Annotated in this window: 21 protein-coding genes; 14 read left to right on the top strand and 7 right to left on the bottom strand. The window is 60.5% G+C overall.

Annotation, left to right across the window (positions count from 1 at the left end; all coding sequences use genetic code 11):
* Positions 1–24 precede the first annotated feature (24 nt).
* From AC6CIA_RS23090 to AC6CIA_RS23075, 4 genes are all read left to right on the top strand, one after another.
* Positions 25–744, top strand: coding sequence for a response regulator transcription factor (locus AC6CIA_RS23090; RefSeq protein ID WP_498315437.1), 720 nt, complete (start codon positions 25–27; stop codon positions 742–744).
* Positions 741–2,084, top strand: coding sequence for a sensor histidine kinase (locus AC6CIA_RS23085; RefSeq protein ID WP_498315435.1), 1,344 nt, complete (start codon positions 741–743; stop codon positions 2,082–2,084). Before AC6CIA_RS23090 ends, AC6CIA_RS23085 begins: the two co-directional genes overlap by 4 nt.
* A 114-nt stretch (positions 2,085–2,198) precedes the next feature.
* On the top strand, positions 2,199–3,017 hold the full coding sequence (locus AC6CIA_RS23080; RefSeq protein ID WP_498315433.1) for an alpha/beta fold hydrolase: 819 nt from the start codon (positions 2,199–2,201) through the stop codon (positions 3,015–3,017).
* 187 nt (positions 3,018–3,204) lie between these two features.
* Positions 3,205–3,591 (top strand): cupin domain-containing protein, encoded by a 387-nt coding sequence (locus AC6CIA_RS23075; protein WP_498315431.1) that lies wholly within the window; start codon positions 3,205–3,207, stop codon positions 3,589–3,591.
* Here AC6CIA_RS23075 and AC6CIA_RS23070 read toward each other — a convergent pair.
* A complete protein-coding gene (locus AC6CIA_RS23070) occupies positions 3,588–4,151 on the bottom strand; it encodes a helix-turn-helix domain-containing protein (RefSeq protein ID WP_498315429.1) in 564 nt (187 codons plus the stop codon). The two genes, AC6CIA_RS23075 and AC6CIA_RS23070, sit on opposite strands and share 4 nt — an antisense overlap.
* Before the next feature lie 92 nt (positions 4,152–4,243).
* Between AC6CIA_RS23070 and AC6CIA_RS23065 the strand changes: the two genes are divergently transcribed.
* The 7 genes from AC6CIA_RS23065 to AC6CIA_RS23035 all read left to right on the top strand — a co-directional run bounded on the left by AC6CIA_RS23065 (position 4,244) and on the right by AC6CIA_RS23035 (position 11,399).
* On the top strand, positions 4,244–5,170 hold the full coding sequence (locus AC6CIA_RS23065) for a DMT family transporter (RefSeq protein ID WP_339532917.1): 927 nt from the start codon (positions 4,244–4,246) through the stop codon (positions 5,168–5,170).
* 159 nt (positions 5,171–5,329) lie between these two features.
* Positions 5,330–8,251: a monovalent cation/H+ antiporter subunit A gene (locus AC6CIA_RS23060; protein ID WP_498315427.1), complete on the top strand. Its 2,922-nt coding sequence runs from the start codon at positions 5,330–5,332 to the stop codon at positions 8,249–8,251.
* Positions 8,251–8,595, top strand: coding sequence for a Na+/H+ antiporter subunit C (locus AC6CIA_RS23055; protein WP_003202835.1), 345 nt, complete (start codon positions 8,251–8,253; stop codon positions 8,593–8,595). Before AC6CIA_RS23060 ends, AC6CIA_RS23055 begins: the two co-directional genes overlap by 1 nt.
* A complete protein-coding gene (locus tag AC6CIA_RS23050) occupies positions 8,592–10,274 on the top strand; it encodes a monovalent cation/H+ antiporter subunit D (protein ID WP_498315425.1) in 1,683 nt (560 codons plus the stop codon). Before AC6CIA_RS23055 ends, AC6CIA_RS23050 begins: the two co-directional genes overlap by 4 nt.
* Positions 10,271–10,759 carry a Na+/H+ antiporter subunit E gene (locus tag AC6CIA_RS23045; RefSeq protein ID WP_498315423.1) on the top strand — a complete coding sequence of 163 codons (489 nt, stop codon included), beginning with the start codon at positions 10,271–10,273 and terminating at the stop codon, positions 10,757–10,759. The genes AC6CIA_RS23050 and AC6CIA_RS23045 overlap by 4 nt, the downstream gene beginning before the upstream one ends.
* Positions 10,756–11,034, top strand: a complete 279-nt coding sequence (locus tag AC6CIA_RS23040; RefSeq protein WP_339532913.1) for a K+/H+ antiporter subunit F — start codon at positions 10,756–10,758, stop codon at positions 11,032–11,034. The genes AC6CIA_RS23045 and AC6CIA_RS23040 overlap by 4 nt, the downstream gene beginning before the upstream one ends.
* Complete coding sequence (locus AC6CIA_RS23035) at positions 11,031–11,399, top strand: Na+/H+ antiporter subunit G (protein WP_498315421.1); 369 nt, start codon at positions 11,031–11,033, stop codon at positions 11,397–11,399. Before AC6CIA_RS23040 ends, AC6CIA_RS23035 begins: the two co-directional genes overlap by 4 nt.
* A 36-nt stretch (positions 11,400–11,435) precedes the next feature.
* Here the strand turns inward: AC6CIA_RS23035 and AC6CIA_RS23030 are convergent, their stop codons facing one another.
* From AC6CIA_RS23030 to AC6CIA_RS23015, 4 genes are all read right to left on the bottom strand, one after another.
* A complete protein-coding gene (locus AC6CIA_RS23030) occupies positions 11,436–11,873 on the bottom strand; it encodes a DUF3995 domain-containing protein (RefSeq protein WP_498315420.1) in 438 nt (145 codons plus the stop codon).
* A 320-nt stretch (positions 11,874–12,193) separates the two neighbouring features.
* Positions 12,194–13,219: an ABC transporter substrate-binding protein gene (locus AC6CIA_RS23025; protein ID WP_498315418.1), complete on the bottom strand. Its 1,026-nt coding sequence runs from the start codon at positions 13,217–13,219 to the stop codon at positions 12,194–12,196.
* Between the two features lie 124 nt (positions 13,220–13,343).
* On the bottom strand, positions 13,344–13,541 hold the full coding sequence (locus AC6CIA_RS23020; RefSeq protein WP_498315416.1) for a hypothetical protein: 198 nt from the start codon (positions 13,539–13,541) through the stop codon (positions 13,344–13,346).
* Positions 13,541–14,011: a hypothetical protein gene (locus tag AC6CIA_RS23015; protein WP_498315414.1), complete on the bottom strand. Its 471-nt coding sequence runs from the start codon at positions 14,009–14,011 to the stop codon at positions 13,541–13,543. Before AC6CIA_RS23015 ends, AC6CIA_RS23020 begins: the two co-directional genes overlap by 1 nt.
* A gap of 381 nt (positions 14,012–14,392) precedes the next feature.
* Between AC6CIA_RS23015 and AC6CIA_RS23010 the strand changes: the two genes are divergently transcribed.
* The 3 genes from AC6CIA_RS23010 (at position 14,393) to AC6CIA_RS23000 (ending at position 15,352) form a co-directional block, all read left to right on the top strand.
* The gene (locus AC6CIA_RS23010) at positions 14,393–14,647 is read left to right on the top strand and encodes a hypothetical protein (RefSeq protein ID WP_498315412.1); all 255 of its coding nucleotides are present in this window, start codon (positions 14,393–14,395) and stop codon (positions 14,645–14,647) included.
* A gap of 146 nt (positions 14,648–14,793) precedes the next feature.
* Positions 14,794–15,024 (top strand): hypothetical protein, encoded by a 231-nt coding sequence (locus AC6CIA_RS23005; protein WP_498315410.1) that lies wholly within the window; start codon positions 14,794–14,796, stop codon positions 15,022–15,024.
* Between the two features lie 85 nt (positions 15,025–15,109).
* A complete protein-coding gene (locus tag AC6CIA_RS23000) occupies positions 15,110–15,352 on the top strand; it encodes a DUF2789 domain-containing protein (RefSeq protein ID WP_498315408.1) in 243 nt (80 codons plus the stop codon).
* Between the two features lie 32 nt (positions 15,353–15,384).
* On the opposite strand, the gene AC6CIA_RS22995 is transcribed toward AC6CIA_RS23000, so the two are convergent.
* A complete protein-coding gene (locus AC6CIA_RS22995; RefSeq protein WP_498315548.1) occupies positions 15,385–16,617 on the bottom strand; it encodes a methyl-accepting chemotaxis protein in 1,233 nt (410 codons plus the stop codon).
* A gap of 535 nt (positions 16,618–17,152) precedes the next feature.
* Complete coding sequence (locus AC6CIA_RS22990; protein WP_339528509.1) at positions 17,153–17,557, bottom strand: TraR/DksA family transcriptional regulator; 405 nt, start codon at positions 17,555–17,557, stop codon at positions 17,153–17,155.
* Between the last annotated feature and the right edge of the window lie 340 nt (positions 17,558–17,897).

Below are 17,897 nucleotides of genomic sequence, written 5' to 3'. Positions count from 1 at the left end.
CATTCGCATTCGCAGGAAATTCCCATGTACGCCCTCCACTCCTCTGCCGCTCCACGACGCATTCTGGCTGTCGAGGATGATCCGGTGCTCGCCGCCCATTTGCACAGCCACCTCGGCCAGCGGGGTTTCGAGGTCACCGTGCGCCAGCATGCTGGCGAAATCGCTGACCTGGTTCACCGCCACACCTTCGACCTGATTCTCATGGACATCATGCTGCCCGGCGGCAGCGGCCTGGAAGTGCTGGCACAACTGCGTCGCCATCAACGCGTGCCAGTCATTCTCATGTCGGCGCTGGGTGCCGAGCAGGATCGCATCACCGGCTTCAGCCAGGGCGCCGATGATTACCTGCCCAAGCCGTTCAGCATGCTGGAAATGGATGTGCGCATCGATGCCATCCTGCGTCGCGTGGCCTACGAACATGCAACGCCAGACACCGCCAGCCATGCGGATCCACAACTGGCATTTGACCAGCAACGGGCCGATGTCAGCCTGGACGGTGAATGGGCCGCCCTGACCACCACCGAATATCGGGTATTGGAAACCCTGGTGGCGCATGTCGACGAAGTGTTGAGCAAGGCCTTCCTGTATCAGCAAGTCATGCACCGAGCCTATGCACGGCATGATCGCAGCCTGGACATGCATGTCAGCCGTATTCGGCGCAAGTTGCACGCCATCGGCTACACCGCCGGACGTGTGGAGACGGTCAGGAGCACCGGCTACATATTGACGCGGCTGGCGCCATGAAACTGCCCAATCGGCACTCGTTATTGTGGAAACTGACGGGCGTACTGGCGGTGTTTTGCCTGCTGGTGGTCAGCCTGCAAGTGGACCTGAGCCAGCGTCTTTATCACGCCACGGCGTACTTGCCGGCGCCGTCCCGGCAAATCCTGCTGGATTACGCGCACCAGGCTGAGGCCGCCTGGCGCGAACGCGGCGCCGCGGGTGTCGATGAGTTCCTGCAGTTGTTGCGCGAACGCCAGCAGGTCTGGGCGGTGGTGGTCAACGAACGGCACGCCTCATTGTCTTCCGTGCCATTGAGTGAGGCCGCGCGACTCAAGCTGGATTTCGTGCGCGAGATCACTGGATGGCTGGGACGACCCGATAGCCGACCCACCCTGTATGTGCCGTTCAGCGACAACAGGTCGCGCCTGGTGATGGAGCTGCCGTTGCACCTCGATCCCCGCCGACACCTGGGGCTGTGGAACCTTTTGCTGCAGCAGGTATTGCCAGCGCTCCTGGCCCTGTTATTTGGCGCGCTGCTGTACCGGGTGCTGATCTCGCCGCTGGTGATCCTGCGGCGCCAGGCCAACGCCTTGAGCGCGGGCGACCTGGCCTCGCGAGTGGGCCCCGGCGTGACCCGGCGCGGTGACGAATTGGGTGAGTTGGGCCGCGCCTTCGACCATATGGCCGAACGCCTGGAAAGCACCGTGGCGCTGCAACGCCGCTTGCTGCGCGACGTGTCCCATGAACTGCGCACGCCCTTGAGCCGGCTGCGGGTAGCCGGCGAACGCGAGCCTGACGCGGTGGCCTTGCGTCAACGCCTGGAGCGCGAAGTGCAAGGCATGGAACGGCTGATCGGCAGCACCCTGGAACTGGTGTGGCTGGACACCGAACGCCCGACGCTGCCGGTTGAAGCGGTGGAAATGGAATCCTTGTGGGACCTGTTGCGCGAAGACGCATGCTTTGAAAGTGGCTGGTCGCCCGAGCGCCTGCCCTGCCAATTGCCGGCCGATTGCCGTGTGCTGGGCAACCTCAATGGCCTGGCCCAGGCCCTGGAAAATATCCTGCGCAATGCGATCCGTCATTCACCGGAAGACGGTGTGGTGCGCTTGTCCGGCTCCCGCGACGGCGAATACTGGCACCTGCGCATTGAAGACCAGGGGCCGGGGATCGCAGCCGAGCAACTGGAACAGATCTTCCTGCCGTTCACCCGGCTCAACCTCGCACGACCTGGCGGCGACGGTTACGGTCTCGGCCTGTCAATCGCGCGCAGCATCGTGCACTTGCAAGGCGGCCAAGTGTGGGCAGAAAACGCCCATCCCGGCCTGCGTCTGAATCTGCGGCTGAAAATGTTTGCTGGGTAGACATTGACGCTTGTAAGCGCCACGGCTCAACCGAGCACATCCGTACAAGCTCTGTTCACGGTTAGTGGTGATAGTGCCCTTCGGCTTTTCTGTCCGCCTATCCAAGGAGTCGCCATGAGCACATTCACCACCCAAGACGGTACCGCGATCTATTACAAGGACTGGGGCAGCGGCAAGCCCGTGCTGTTCAGCCACGGCTGGCCACTGGATGCCGATATGTGGGAATACCAGATGGAGTACCTGAGCAGCCGCGGCTACCGTACCATTGCCTTCGACCGCCGCGGATTCGGACGTTCCGATCAGCCATGGACCGGTAACGACTACGACACCTTCGCTGACGATATTGCCCAACTGATCGACCATCTGGACCTCACTGAGGTGACCCTGGTGGGGTTCTCCATGGGCGGTGGCGATGTCGCCCGCTACATCGCGCGCCATGGCAGCGCACGTGTTGCCGGCCTGGTACTGCTGGGCGCCGTAACCCCGCTGTTCGGACAGAAACCGGACTACCCGCAAGGTGTGCCGGCCGAGGTCTTCGATGGCATCAAGGCCGGCCTGCTGAAAGATCGCGCGCAATTTATCGCCGACTTCAATCCAGCGTTCTTTGGCCTCGACAAAGGCCAGCATGTCTCCGAGGGCGTACTGAGCCAAACCTTGCAAATTGCCTTGCTGGCCTCACTCAAATCCACGATGGACTGCGTGACCGCGTTCTCGCAAACCGACTTCCGGCCGGACATGGGCAAAATCGACGTGCCGACCTTGGTGATCCACGGTGACGGCGATCAGATCGTGCCATTCGAGACTACCGGCAAGGCCGCCGCCGCGATGATCAAAGGCGCCGAACTCAAGGTCTACAAGGATGCACCTCACGGGTTTGCCGCGACTCACACCCAGGCCCTGAACGAAGATTTGCTGGCCTTTCTAAGCCGCTAGGTCTTTGCCCGAGCGTCTACACAGGTTTGACGCGCCATCGCGTCACTCAAGCAGTGTAGGCGCCAAGGCTGTATTGCAGGCGCGCGTCACCAGGCCGCTCGACCCGCGCGCTGCACGATCATGCAATACCCGCCGCCAGGTTGCGCTTAACGTCAGGCTTCGACCTATGAACCTGTGAGTGCCTGCAATGCCTGAAGAAACCATTTCCTCACGCTACACCGCTATCAACTTCGCGCAGAAGTACGCGCTGTTCAGCGAACAGTGGACACCCAAGGTCATCGCCCAGATGAACGACTACCAATTCAAGGTGGTAAAGATCGAGGGCGACTTTATCTGGCACAGCCACGCCGATTCCGATGAAACGTTTATCGTCCTGGGTGGCACGCTGCGCATTGATTTTCGTGACGGTGCCGTGACGCTTAACGAAGGCGAGATGTTCGTGGTGCCCAAAGGGGTGGAGCACAAACCCTACGCCGAAACGCCAGTCCGGTTGTTGCTGGTGGAGCCTTGCGGGGTGCTGAACACCGGCGATCAAGGCGGAGAGCGGACCATGCGCAACGATGTCTGGATCTAGATCACCACATTGCGCACAAAGCGTACGGCCACATCGCCCTCGTTGCGATAGACGTGGGGCAGGTGGCTGGCGAACATGAAGAACTCGCCGCTACCGACTATGGTTTCAGCCTCCCCCACCACCAGCGTCAGGCAGCCTTCGAAGACAAACAACTGCACGCTCCAACTTTCCGGGTCGGGGTCCGGGCAATAGCGGTCGCCGGGCTCCAATCGCCACTCCCATAACTCGACTTCGCGCCGAGCGGTGGCCTTGGCCAGCAAGACGGCCTTGCTCCCGGCAATCTCGCCGGCCCATGCCAACTCGTTGATGCGACTATGGTCGAGGATGTCCGGGGCCTGGATCAAGTCACTGAAAGCCACGTCCAGGGCTTCGGCCACACGATCAAGGGTCGACAGGCTGACATTCTTTTCGCCCGCCTCGATCGCCACCAACATCCGCCGGCTGACGCCAGACGTTTCAGACAGTGCGGTCTGGCTCAACCCGGCGGCGTGGCGCAAGCGGCGAACGTTTTGACTGACATGCTGCAAGACGGAAGCCCGGTGCGGATTTTCTTTGTGCACTATATTGCTCACTCGGTGGGTTTGCGCAGTATACTGCCCAGCTGCGACGCATTGTGCGTTCCGCGCCTTCCCCGTGCAAGACCAGAGCCGCCATGACGACCTCGAACACCTCGTTTTTCTTACGCTTCAGCAAGGCCGAATGCGTGCTGGTGCTGATCACCATGATATGGGGCGGCACCTTTATTCTGGTGCAACACGCCATGACCGTCAGCGGACCGATGTTTTTTGTCGGCCTGCGGTTTGCGGCGGCGGCGTTGGTGGTAGGCCTGTTTTCCCTACGCACGTTGCGCAACCTGACCCTGCTCGAACTGAAGGCCGGCTGCTTTATCGGCACGGCAATCATGTTTGGCTATGGCTTGCAGACGATTGGCCTGCAGACAATTCTCAGCAGCCAGTCGGCATTTATTACCGCGCTCTACGTGCCTTTCGTACCGCTGTTGCAGTGGGTGGTGCTGGGGCGGCGTCCGGGCTTGATGCCGAGCATCGGCATCATGCTGGCGTTCGCCGGCCTGATGTTGCTGACCGGACCCGCCGGGGCATCGTTGAATTTCAGCCCTGGCGAAATCGCCACATTGATCGGCGCGATTGCGATTGCCGCCGAGATAATTCTGATCAGCGCGTACGCCGGACACGTGGATATCCGCCGTGTGACCCTGGTGCAACTGAGCACGGCGTCACTGTTGTCGTTCCTGATGGTGGTGCCCATGGGCGAGGCGCTGCCGGGGTTTTCCTGGTTGCTGCTGTTCACCGCCGTGGGGCTCGGGATGAGCAGTGCGGTGATTCAACTGGCGATGAACTGGGCTCAGAAAAGCGTCTCCCCTACCCGCGCGACCCTGATCTATGCCGGTGAGCCGGTGTGGGCCGGGGTCATCGGACGCATTGCCGGCGAGCGATTCCCACCCTTTGCCATGCTCGGAGCGGCGCTGATTGTGCTGGCGGTGATTGTCAGTGAGATCAAGACCCGTGGGCAGAAAGCCGTCTCGCTGGAAAACAAATTGGAACAAGAGCGTCAGGGCTGACGCCTAATTCCTCGTGCAGGTGCAAGGGGAACGCCTCGTCTCTACAGTCTCATATGCGAATCTTCGACTTACTTTGTAGGATCCTGCCACAGGTTGCCGTTTGGTGATCATCAATCCGGCACGTATGATGCATCCCAAATCACTGCAGATTAGAAGCCTATGTCTCTGATAGTTCTACTGCTTCTGCCTTTTATCGGCAGCTGTCTGGCGGCCTTGCTGCCGCACAACGCACGTAACACCGAATCTTTGCTGGCCGGCCTCGTGGCTTTGGTCGGAACAGTGCAAGTCGCCCTGCTCTACCCGCAGATCGCCCACGGTGGCGTGATTCGCGAAGAGTTCTTCTGGTTACCCAGCCTGGGCTTGAACTTCGTGCTGCGCATGGATGGCTTTGCCTGGCTGTTCTCGATGCTGGTCCTGGGCATTGGCAGCCTGGTGTCGCTGTATGCCCGCTATTACATGTCGCCGGACGACCCGGTGCCGCGTTTCTTCGCGTTTTTCCTGGCGTTCATGGGGGCCATGCTGGGCCTGGTGATTTCCGGCAACTTGATCCAGATCGTGTTTTTCTGGGAACTGACCAGCCTGTTCTCGTTCCTGTTGATCGGCTATTGGCACCACCGTTCCGATGCGCGCCGTGGCGCGTATATGGCGTTGATGGTGACCGGCGCGGGCGGCCTGTGCCTGCTCGCGGGGGTGATGCTGCTCGGCCATGTCGTCGGCAGTTATGATCTGGATCAGGTGCTCGCAGCCGGTGACCAGATCCGTGCCCACTCCCTGTACCCCGCCCTGCTGACATTGATTCTGATCGGCGCCTTGAGCAAAAGCGCCCAGTTCCCCTTCCACTTCTGGCTCCCCCATGCCATGGCCGCGCCAACGCCGGTCTCGGCCTATTTGCACTCAGCAACGATGGTGAAGGCCGGCGTGTTTTTGCTGGCCCGCCTGTGGCCCTCGCTGTCGGGCAGTGAAGAATGGTTCTGGATTGTCGGCGGCGCCGGCGCCCTGACCCTGTTGCTCGGCGCGTATTGCGCAATGTTCCAGAACGATCTCAAGGGCCTGCTGGCCTACTCCACCATCAGCCACCTCGGCCTGATTACCCTGCTATTGGGACTCAACAGTCCGCTGGCCGCAGTCGCGGCGGTGTTTCATATCCTCAACCATGCCACCTTCAAGGCCTCGCTGTTCATGGCCGCCGGCATCATCGATCACGAAAGCGGCACGCGGGATATCCGCAAGCTCAGTGGCCTGGTGCGGTTGATTCCGTTTACCGCGACCCTCGCCATGGTCGCCAGCGCGTCCATGGCCGGGGTGCCGTTGCTCAATGGCTTCCTGTCCAAGGAAATGTTTTTCGCCGAAACGGTGTTTATCTCCTCGACCCAGTGGGTGGAAATCGCCTTGCCGGTGGTCGCGACGATCGCGGGTACTTTCAGCGTGGCCTACGCCCTGCGTTTCACCGTGGACGTGTTCTTCGGCCCGGCCGCCAAGGACCTACCGCACACCCCGCACGAACCCCCACGCTGGATGCGCGCACCGGTGGAACTGCTGGTGTTCACCTGCCTGCTGGTAGGGATTTTCCCGGCCCAGGTGGTGGGTTCGATTCTCGCGGCTGCCGCGCTGCCCGTCGTCGGCGGCGTGCTGCCCGCGTACAGCCTGGCGATCTGGCACGGCTGGAACGCACCCATGATCATGAGCATGGTGGCCATGTCCGGCGGCGTGGTGCTTTACCTGCTGCTGCGCAAGCAACTCAAGCGCGGGCGTTTCAAATACCCGCCGATCATCAGCTACTTCAATGGCAAGCGCATGTTCGAGCGCAGCCTTGTGGTAATGATGCGCGGGGCGCGCAGGATCGAAAAGCGCGTCAGCACCAAGCGCTTGCAGGCTCAATTGTTCCTGCTGGTGCTGGTCGCCGTGATCGCCGGGATGATCCCGATGCTGAACGGTGGTCTGACCTGGGGCGAGCGGCCGAAAATTCCCGGCTCTATCGTATTTGTCACCTTGTGGCTGCTGGCAATTGCCTGCGCCCTGGGCGCCGCCTGGCAAGCCAAGTATCACCGCCTGGCGGCCCTGACCATGGTCAGTGTCTGCGGCCTGATGACCTGTGTGACCTTTGTCTGGTTCTCCGCGCCGGATCTGGCGCTGACGCAACTGGCGGTCGAGGTGGTGACCACGGTGCTGATCCTGCTGGGCCTGCGCTGGCTGCCCCGACGGATCGAAGAGGTCGCGCCCTTGCCCAACACCCTGCGCAAGGCACGCATCCGTCGCGTGCGCGACTTTCTGCTGTCCACCGCCGTCGGCGGCGGCATGGCGCTGTTGTCCTACGCGATGCTGACGCGCCAGACGCCCAACGACATCTCCTCGTTCTACCTCAGCCGCGCCCTGCCTGAAGGCGGTGGCAGCAATGTGGTGAATGTGATGCTGGTGGACTTCCGTAGCTTTGACACCTTGGGCGAAATCACCGTGCTGGGCGCCGTGGCGTTGACCGTCTACGCGCTGCTGCGCCGTTTCCGCCCACCGAAGGAGAGTATGCAACTGCCCACGCAACAGCGGCTTTTGGCGCCGGACGTGGCAACCGACCTGGTCAACCCGCGTCAGGCCAGCGACACCGCCCTGGGCTTCATGATGGTACCGGCTGTACTGGTGCGCCTGTTGCTGCCGATTGCCCTGGTGGTCTCGTTCTATCTGTTCATGCGTGGCCACAACCAGCCGGGCGGTGGTTTTGTCGCCGGCCTGGTGATGTCGGTGGCGTTTATCCTGCAATACATGGTCGCCGGCACCCAATGGGTCGAAGCCCAGATGAGTCTGCGACCGATGCGCTGGATGGGTTTCGGCCTGCTGGCGGCGACGTTGACCGGATTGGGCGCCTTGTTCTTCGGCTATCCCTTCCTCACCACACACACCCTGCATCTCACCTTGCCGGTGCTGGGCGACCTGCATATCGCCAGCGCATTGCTCTTCGATGTCGGCGTGTACGCCATGGTGGTCGGTTCGACCCTGCTGATCCTCACCGCGCTGGGTCACCAATCGGTACGTGCGCATAAACCCGGCAGCCAGACGAAAGTCGTTGCCACGCCAGAAGGAGCTGCCTGATGGAAGAAGTCATCGCAATCGCCATCGGGGTCCTGGCGGCCTCCGGGGTATGGCTGGTACTGCGGCCACGGACCTTCCAGGTGGTAATGGGCCTGTGCCTGCTGTCCTATGGCGTCAATCTGTTCATTTTCAGCATGGGCAGCCTGTTTATCGGCAAGGAGCCGATCATCAAGGATGGCGTGCCGCAGGACTTGCTCCACTACACCGATCCCCTGCCCCAGGCGCTGGTGCTGACGGCCATTGTGATCAGCTTCGCCATGACCGCACTGTTCCTGGTGGTGTTGCTGGCGTCCCGGGGCCTGACCGGCACTGACCATGTGGACGGCCGGGAGCCCAAGGAATGAGCTGGATGAACCAACTGATCATCGCGCCGATCCTGCTGCCGTTGCTGACAGCCGCGCTGATGCTGATGCTCAGCGAAAAACACCGTCCGCTCAAGGCCCGGATCAACCTGATCTCGAGCATCATCGGCCTGGGTATCGCGGTGCTGATGCTGTACTGGACACAACAAGGTGGCCCTGGCTCCATCGGCGTCTATCTGCCCGGCAACTGGCAGGTGCCATTCGGTATCGTATTGGTGGTGGATCAACTGTCGGCATTGATGCTGGTGCTGACCGGGATCATCGGAGTCAGCGCGCTGCTGTTTGCCATGGCCCGCTGGGACCGCGCGGGCAGCAGCTTCCATGCGCTGTTCCAGATCCAGTTGATGGGGCTCTATGGCGCATTTCTCACCGCCGACCTGTTCAACCTGTTCGTGTTCTTCGAGGTGCTGCTGGCGGCGTCCTACGGCCTGATGCTGCATGGGTCCGGGCGAGCACGGGTGTCCTCGGGGCTGCACTACATTTCCATCAACCTGCTGGCCTCGTCTCTGTTCCTGATTGGCGCGGCGCTGATCTATGGCGTGACCGGCACGCTGAATTTCGCTGACCTGGCGCTGAAGATCCCATTGGTGTCGGAAGCCGATCGCGGCCTGTTGCACGCGGGCGCGGCGATTCTCGCCACGGCATTCCTGGCCAAGGCCGGGATGTGGCCACTGAACTTCTGGTTGGCGCCGGCCTATTCCTCGGCCAGCGCGCCCGTGGCGGCGATGTTCGCCATCATGACCAAGGTCGGCGTATACACCGTGTTGCGCTTATCGACCTTGCTGTTCTCTGGCCAGGCGGGCGCCTCGGCGTACTTCGGGGGTGACTGGCTGATCTACGGCGGCATGGCGACCATCATCTGCGCGGCCCTGGCGATGCTCGCCGCCCAACGCCTGGAGCGCATGGCCAGCCTGAGCATCCTGGTGTCGGCCGGCATCCTGCTGGCCGCGGTGGGGTTTGCCCAGCCAAGCCTGATCGCCGGGGCGCTGTTTTATCTGGTCAGTTCCACCCTGGCGTTGAGCGCTCTTTTTCTGCTGGCCGAATTGATCGAACGCTCGCGCTCGGCCAACGAACAGCCGTTGGAGGAGGAAATCGAAGCGTTGGCCAAGACGGTGGAGTCCTTGCACCCACCCAAGGGCACCAACCTGGACGATGAGCAAAAAGCCGTGGTCGGTCAGGTGATTCCCTGGACCGTGGCGTTCCTGGGCCTGAGCTTCATTGCCTGTGCGCTGCTGATTATCGGCATGCCGCCGCTATCCGGGTTTATCGGCAAACTCGGCCTGCTCAGCGCCCTGATCAATCCGATGGGGTTGGGCAATTCCGTCGATGCGCCAATCCGCCCCGCCGCCTGGGGGCTGGTGGCGCTGTTGATTCTCTCCGGACTGGCCTCGTTGATCGCGTTTGCGCGGCTCGGCATCCAGCGCTTCTGGACCCCGGAGGAGCGTCCCTCGCCGCTGCTGCGACGCTTCGAGTGCGTGCCGATCTTTATCTTGCTCGGCCTGGCCGTCGGCCTGACCTTCAAGGCCGAGGCGCTGATGCAGTTTACCCAGGACACCGCCATTACTCTCGACAATCCCGAGCACTACGTGATGGCCGTCATGGCCACCCGTCCGGTGCCGAGCCCCGAAGCCAAGGCCACCGCGCTGGAGGTACAACCATGAAGCGCTTGTTCCCGGCCCCGTGGCTGTCACTGGCCTTGGCGGGACTGTGGCTGCTCTTGAACCTGTCCCTCAGCCCCGGAAACCTGCTACTCGGTGTGATCCTGGGGTTTGTGGCGCCGCTGATGATGGCGCCACTGCGACCGTTGCCGATCCGTATCCGCCGCCCCGGGGTGATCATCCGCCTGTTTTTCCTGGTAGGCCGCGACGTGATCGTGTCCAACCTGCAAGTCGCCTGGGGCGTACTGATCTGCGGTTCGCGCCCACCGCGCGGCAGATTCATCAAGATCCCCCTGGATCTGCGGGACGCCAACGGCCTGGCGGCGCTCTCGACGATCACCACGGTGATCCCCGGCACCATCTGGTCGGAATTGGCGCTGGACCGCAGCATCCTGTTGTTGCACGTATTTGACCTGGATGACGAAGTGCAGTTTATCGAACACTTCAAGCGTACCTACGAACGGCCCTTGATGGAGATCTTCGAATGAGTGCCCTGCTCTCCAACGCGATCCTGATCAGCCTGTTTGGGTTTTCCCTGGCGATGATCCTGACCCTGGTGCGCCTGTTCAAGGGCCCATCGGCCCAGGACCGGGTACTGGCGCTGGACTATCTGTACATCCTGGCGATGCTGATGATGCTGGTGCTGGGTATTCGCTACGCCAGTGACACTTACTTTGAAGCGGCGCTGCTGATCGCGCTGTTCGGTTTTGTCGGCTCGTTCGCCCTGGCGAAATTCCTGCTGCGTGGTGAGGTGATCGAATGATCAATGTCAGTGACCTGCCGCTGTGGGTAGAGATCCTGGTGGCAATCCTGCTGGTACTCAGCAGTCTGTTTGCGCTGATTGGCGCGATAGGCTTGTTACGGCTGAAGGACTTTTTCCTGCGCATGCATCCACCTGCACTGGCGTCGACCCTGGGTGCGTGGTGCGTGGCGCTGGCGTCGATTATCTACTTCTCGGCACTCAAGTCCGGGCCGGTACTGCATGGCTGGCTGATTCCGATCCTGCTGTCGATCACCGTACCGGTGACGACGCTGCTGCTGGCGCGCACGGCATTATTCCGCAAGCGCATGGCGGGGGATGACGTGCCGGCGGAGGTCAGCAGCCGCAGGACCGAAGGCGAAGGTTGAGGTCTGTGCTAAGGGGGTGTGGCTCAAGCCCGCCCCCTACGCCCAAGCGACCACCAGCAGCCCTGCCCCCAATACCAGGCACAACGGCGAATAGAAGAACGTATCAAGCCTGGCAAACCGCGACCCACTGACTTTCTTGAAAAAGCCCACCAGTTCCGAATCACCAATCGCCCGCGCAAACATAATCAAGGCAATCGCGCTGATGCCCCATTGCAAGGCTTGATGGCCAACGGGGTCGAAATACAGCCCCGCGCGCAAACACACCAACAGCGCGATCAGCACCAACCCCATAGCCACCAGGAAGCTGGCCAGCGCTGACGGCTTGAACGCCGGGCGCGGCCCACGGGCGAACTCTCCGGGCAGTTGCGGGATCACCGCCGTGCTGCCCCACTTGCCCCCCGCGGCCCAATACACATGCACCATGCTGATAAACGTAAAGACGCCGACAATCCACCTCGCAATAACAAAGCTCATGGCAGGACACCCGTTAAAAAGTCCCAGACAGAATAGTCCCTGTGGAATTTTCTGCAGGCACTTCGTCGGCAGCGAGCCATCTTCTGTGGCAAGGGGGCTTGTCCCCCGCTTGAGCTGCGCAGCAGCCCTCAAACCAGCCGCCGAGGAGCGCCTGATACGCCGCATTCCTCTTTATTGGGGCTGCTGCGCAGCCCAAACGGGGGACAAGCCCCCTCGCCACAGGAGAGTGGTGGGCAGGCGACTTTCTAATAACTGAACGGTATTGGGGCATAGCCCCCATTGGACTGCGCAGCAGTCCTCGTCAACTCATCGTCGCCCATTCAATCGGGCTGTTTCAGGCTGGCCTCGACCTTCTGCGCCACATCTTCGCTCAACCAAGCCTTCCACACCTGCGGATGCTCCTTGAGAAACGCCCGCGCCACTTCACGAGGTGGGGTGTGCTTTTCGCTCATCGTGGCCAACGCCTGATTCAGCGGTTCAATCGGAAAATCGACTTTGGCAAAGAACTCGCTGATCTGCGGATATTGCTGCTGGAACGGCGTGGACACGCCAATGCTCAGTTTCGAGGCCAGGGAGCGCGTCGGTTTCGGGTTGGGGTGATCGGCGTCGGTCAGGGTTTTCCAGGCCTCGGCGTCAAACGGCGGCTCTTCCAGCTGGATCAGTTTGAAGCGTCCCATCAACGGCGTGGGCGACCAGTAGTAAAACAGGATGGGCTTGCCACGACGGATCGATGAGGCAATTTCGGCATCCAGCGCCGCGCCTGAGCCGCTGCGAAAATTCACATAGCTGTCTTCCAGGCCATAGGCCTTGAGCTTCTGCTTGTTGACCACTTCCGAGGTCCAGCCAATGGGACTGTTGAGGAACCGCCCCTTGGTCGGTGCTTCCGGGTCCTTGAACACCTCCTTGTAGCGCTCCAGGTCGTGCACACTGCGCAACTCGGGCGCCAGCGGCTCGATGCCCCTGGCCGGGTCGCCCTTGACTACGTACTCAGGCACCCACCAACCCTCGGTAGCGCCCTTGACCGTATCACCCAGGCCAACCACCTTGCCTTCAGCCTCGGCCTTGACCCACACCGGGCTGCGTCCTGCCCACTCTTCACCGATTACCTGGATATCGTTCTTGGCCAGGGCGGTCTCAAGGGTGATGGTGGTACCTGGCAAGGTGTCGGTGGGCAGGTCGTAGCCCTTCTCGACGATAAATCGCAGAACTTCGGTGATCAGGCTGCCACTTTCCCAGTTCAGGTCGGCAAAATGAATCGGCGCCGGGGCGGCGGATACCGATAATGGCGCGCCCGCCAGTCCCAGGGTCGTCAGGGACGCCAACAACAGCGCTCGAATTCCTTGCATACCTTCACCTCGCGTTCGCATAGCCATGGCGGATGGCTTTGCTGTCACACCGCGAAAGCCTCTGAATACTTGAGTCCACTCAACTGTAGTAGAGGTTCCGAAGAACTTGTTAGAACGCAGTTGTTTACGCCCGATTGTGCAAGCGCTGCAACTCCCGACGCACCATACTGGCGTATTCGGCGGGTCGAAGTTCATACAGTTGGGCGGCCACCCAGCTTAACCAGGCACCCTGCAAGTCGGCTTTACGAGCAAGTAGTTCGGCGGCCTTGGCCTGGGCTTGCGGCAAATTCCGCTGGTGAAATTGCGCCCGGCTTTCACTCATTACTCACTGGCCTTGAACGTTACCAACTCGCCCTTGCGCCATTTGGCAGCCTTGCCGGTCACGGCTTTCAGGGTTTTGCTCAGGCCTTCCTGCAGTTGTTCGCTGGCCGCGAAGACCAGCATGACACTGTGACCCTCCTTGAACACAATCCCCTCACCTTGCGCCGAGGAAACAAAGGCGTAGTCGCCCAAGCCGTAGACGGTCAACTTGATGTCGCGAAACTTGAGTTCGAACTTGCCGCCTTCGCGACTGGGTAATACCGCCGCGCGAAAATGATCGCCCACCTTGAGTTCCAGTCGAGGTTTGTCATCGACCACCAGCGCTGTTTCGGTATCGATTTCGGCAATGTAGATGCCTTCAGGCGTTTGTTCAGTGATGTAAACAAAACGCGATTGAAACTGTTTGACCAACTTTGCGCGCAAATCACCCAGCACGAACAATGCGTGCATATCCAGATTACTGACTGCCAAGGAAACGCCCCCACATCTGAAAAGGCGCTGCCCGCCCAGGCAGGCAGCACGAATAAAGCCACTACGGCACGAAACACCAAACACACTGAAAAAGGTCGCCCCGGCAGCGTCGCAAGACTCAAACAGACGTGCCTGACGGACTTTGTGAAGATCGTCACGCGTTGCAGGAAATCACAGGTTTAACGGCCAGAGAATACTGGACACGCCACTTCAGAGAATAACCCCGTTGAAAACGTATTTTCCGACAGCCAAAACATGCAGAAAACACCTTGGGTGGAACCGGGTGTCGGAGACTGACGACAATATTAAAACAGCAACACGGGTCAAAACCACCCGTAATACTGCAAGCGGATCAGCAAGACAGACCGACAGGAGCTGAACATGCAAAAATTTCAACGCCGACCCGCACCTTGCCACATCCTCTCATCACCGGTGGCTGACGTTGTATTCTACAGCGTGGATATCAACAGCAGGTGCCTGGATTCGGTCTTATATCGAGTTGTTCCGGTGGGCAGAGATTTTTTTCATATCCTGGAAATCCCCAGCGGCCGGATCAAAGGCTTTCGCAGTGGTCACAATCAGGCCTGCGCCCTGGCCAGAGAATTGGAAGCCATTATGTATCGTCCAGTCGACTGAGCCCTGTCAGCAGGACTTTTCGTCACCTTGATCACGTTACTGCGCCCCGCCAAACGCAACAACTGCCATACTGGCCCATCCAATGAAGTTTGCCCCCTCACCGGAGCGGCTTCATCAGCGCAATCATCTCCAAGGGAAGGCCAGACGTGACGGAATTTGATATAGGCGAGTTTTTCATCCATGGCGAGGCCCGGGAAGTAGACGGTGAATTCCAAGCAGTCATCGTGATGCGCGCCAAGCCGCCACTGACCACAGTCACCCTGCATCAGGTAGAAAAAGATCGTTGGTTCAAAACCGTGGAGGCCGCCTCGATCGCGGCAAAAGAAGCCGCCAGCGCACTCAAGGCCGCGGTGGACGCCGGGGCGCTGGCTTCCTGACGATCAAACCGCAACGATTGAGTTGAACTCCGCCGCGCCATAGGTCTCCCAAGCACATCAGTCATCCACTCGTATGGAGAACGCTATGGACACCACCACCCCGACGCTTGAAACCCTGTTCGATCAACTGGGCCTGGATTCCACCCAGGAAGGTATCGAACGGTTTACCGCCGAGCATCGCCTGCCGGATGGCGTAAAACTGATCGAGGCACCCTTCTGGAGCGAGCAACAGGCGAACTTCCTGAAAGAACAGATGCGGGTCGATGCCGAATGGGCGCCGGTGGTCGATGACCTCAACGCACTGCTGCACGACTCCCCCAAACCCTGAGTCAGTCGGCTGCCTGGCCCGCCAGACAGCCTTTAGTCCGTGCTCTTCGCCGCTTGAGGCTTATACCCCAGGCGCAATCCGCCCCAATGCCGGCCGCTGACCATGATCGGTACTGACAGGTCGTGCATCAGTTCGCCGGTGTCGCGGGTATAGGTCTGGAGCAGGACCGCTTGCTGATGGCTGCCACAGCGAATGCCGGTGCGGTCTTCAAACTTGCGCTTGGTTCGGTTGTTCACCGCGTCAACCTGGGCATCCCCAGTCAGCGCCTGGGAAAAGGCTTTGTTGTGGGTCGGCACATACCCCTGCGGCGTACAGGCAATGGCAAAAACCAGGCCTTCATGGCGCGGCAGCAAGGCTTCCTGGATGCCCGGCAACACCTGATCGGTATAAGCGTCGAAACGGCTGTGAAACTTGGCGGGGTGGGTGTCGGGAATCGGTGTGTAGTTGCGGTTGAACAAGTCGTCGAGGCTGATGCGGTTTTGCCGCACATCGGCCTCGAACTGCGCGGCAATCTGGCTGGCTCCTTCACGGGCCAGATCGTAAACACGCTGGTGATACTCATCGAGGCCGACTTCAGCCAGGCGTTCGCTGATGGTTTCGGCCTGTCCCTCCATTTGCACCGCGGCCTGGGCCAACTGCCGGGTTTGCTGGTCGCTGATCGTCAAATCACTGCGCATCTGCTCCACCGCCTGGAACAGGCTGTCGAGCTGGGCACGGTTGGTATCGGTGCCTTGGGCAATCTCGCTGACCTGGCCTTCGACATCAGCCGCCAGCTCAGCGATGCTTTCCAATTGCTCCCCGGCGTGCTCCACCTGCTCTACACCGGCGTGCAAATCCGCCGACAATTGGCGGATTTGCTCGACCACCTGGGCCGTGCGCTGCTGGATATCGGCGACCATGACCCCGACTTCATCCGTCGCGGTGGCCGTGCGTCCGGCCAAGCCCCGTACTTCGTCAGCCACTACCGCAAACCCGCGCCCGTGCTCGCCGGCCCGGGCCGCTTCAATCGCGGCGTTCAAGGCCAACAGGTTGGTTTGGCTGGCGATCGACTGAATCACCAGGGTGACGCGCTGGATTTCTTCGCTGCGCTGGCTCAAAGCCTCGATCAACTGGCGGCTGTCATTGGCACGTTGACTGAGTTGATGCATGCGTGTGATGGATTCACCCAGCACCGTGCGCCCTTCAGTGCTGCGTTGATGGGCTTGAGCCGCGGCATCCAGGGCCTGCCGACTGCGCTCGGCGGTGACCTGCTCGGTGCCGATCATCACTTGCGCGCTGCTGACAATTTGCTGCGCAGCGCCCAACTGCGACTGCAGCCGCGTCGCCAATTGCTTGACCGAAAAGGCCACGCCCGCCGCTGACAACGCATTATGGCTGGTGGTGTAGGACAGATCGCGGGTCAACGTGCCAATGGCATCGTCGGGCACCAGCGGCTTGGCGGCAGGTGCGTGTCTTTTCAGGCGGGGAAGCCAGATCAGCAGCAACGCTACCGGCAGGACTGCATAAATCGATAGGTTGGCAAAGGCCAGGCCCAGCATCAGCAGCACCAAGGCGACACTCTGCAAGAGCGGTGTGAGCCAGCCATGCACGGGGGGCAGCGTTTGCGGCGCCGCCGCGGCGCCCAATAGAGATCCGTCGCCAGCCATGCTTGTCACCCCACTGTTTGTCATTATTGTGCCTGCATTAAACGCCACTACAAGGCCATTATCCATGGTCCTTTAGTGGTAGGGCGTGCAGCCGATCAATAGACGGGGATGACACTAGGAGCGAGCGCGCTCGCTCCTATAGGGATTCAACCGATCAGGCTTGGCGCTGATGCTTGTCGATTTGCTCGTGGCGCTCTTGGGCTTCGATGCAGTACTTGGTGGTCGGGCTGATCAACAGGCGCTTGAGGCCGATCGGCTCGCCACTGTCGTCGCACCAGCCGAAGGAGTCATCACTGATACGACCCAAGGCTTGTTCCAGTTGCGGCAGCATGCGCTGGTCGCGGTCGATGGCATTGACCAGCCAGGTGCGCTCTTCTTCAACCGAAGCCGCGTCAGCCGGGTCAGCCGGGGTATCCAGGCTTTCGATGGCGATGCGGTTCTGCTCAATGCGCTCGTGGTGTTCCACTTTCATGTCTTGCAGCAACTTCTCGAAAAAAGCGTGCTGTTCGGCATTCATGTAGTCATCCGCCGGCATGGCCAGCAACTTTTCCTTTGTCATTGATTTCTCTATAAAAAATACGTGCATTAAGGCTAAAAAGGGAGCGTTCCGGCCGACCCTTGCAGGTCTCGGAAAGGCGCCTTCCATTCCAAGCGCCACCCGGCACTCAATTTACGAGGGGCGGCAGTCTAAGGCCGACTTGAGGGCGCAGCAACTGAAAAGACAGGCAATTTTTTCCAAGATAACCCCCAAAGGCACCAGGACGGGCTTGGCAGATGGTTATCGGAGTGCGTTTATAGCAGGAAATTCCATAAAGCAGCTATAAGCCGCAAGGTGCAAGCGACAAGCTGTAAGGCTCGCCGTACTCACAATGCCGTTCAATTAAGGCTGAAAGTCTCCT

It is taken from the genome of Pseudomonas sp. GQ91 (genome assembly GCF_059758795.1).
Note: the sequence above shows the minus strand (reverse complement) of the source record. Positions and strands in the feature narration are given on the sequence as shown.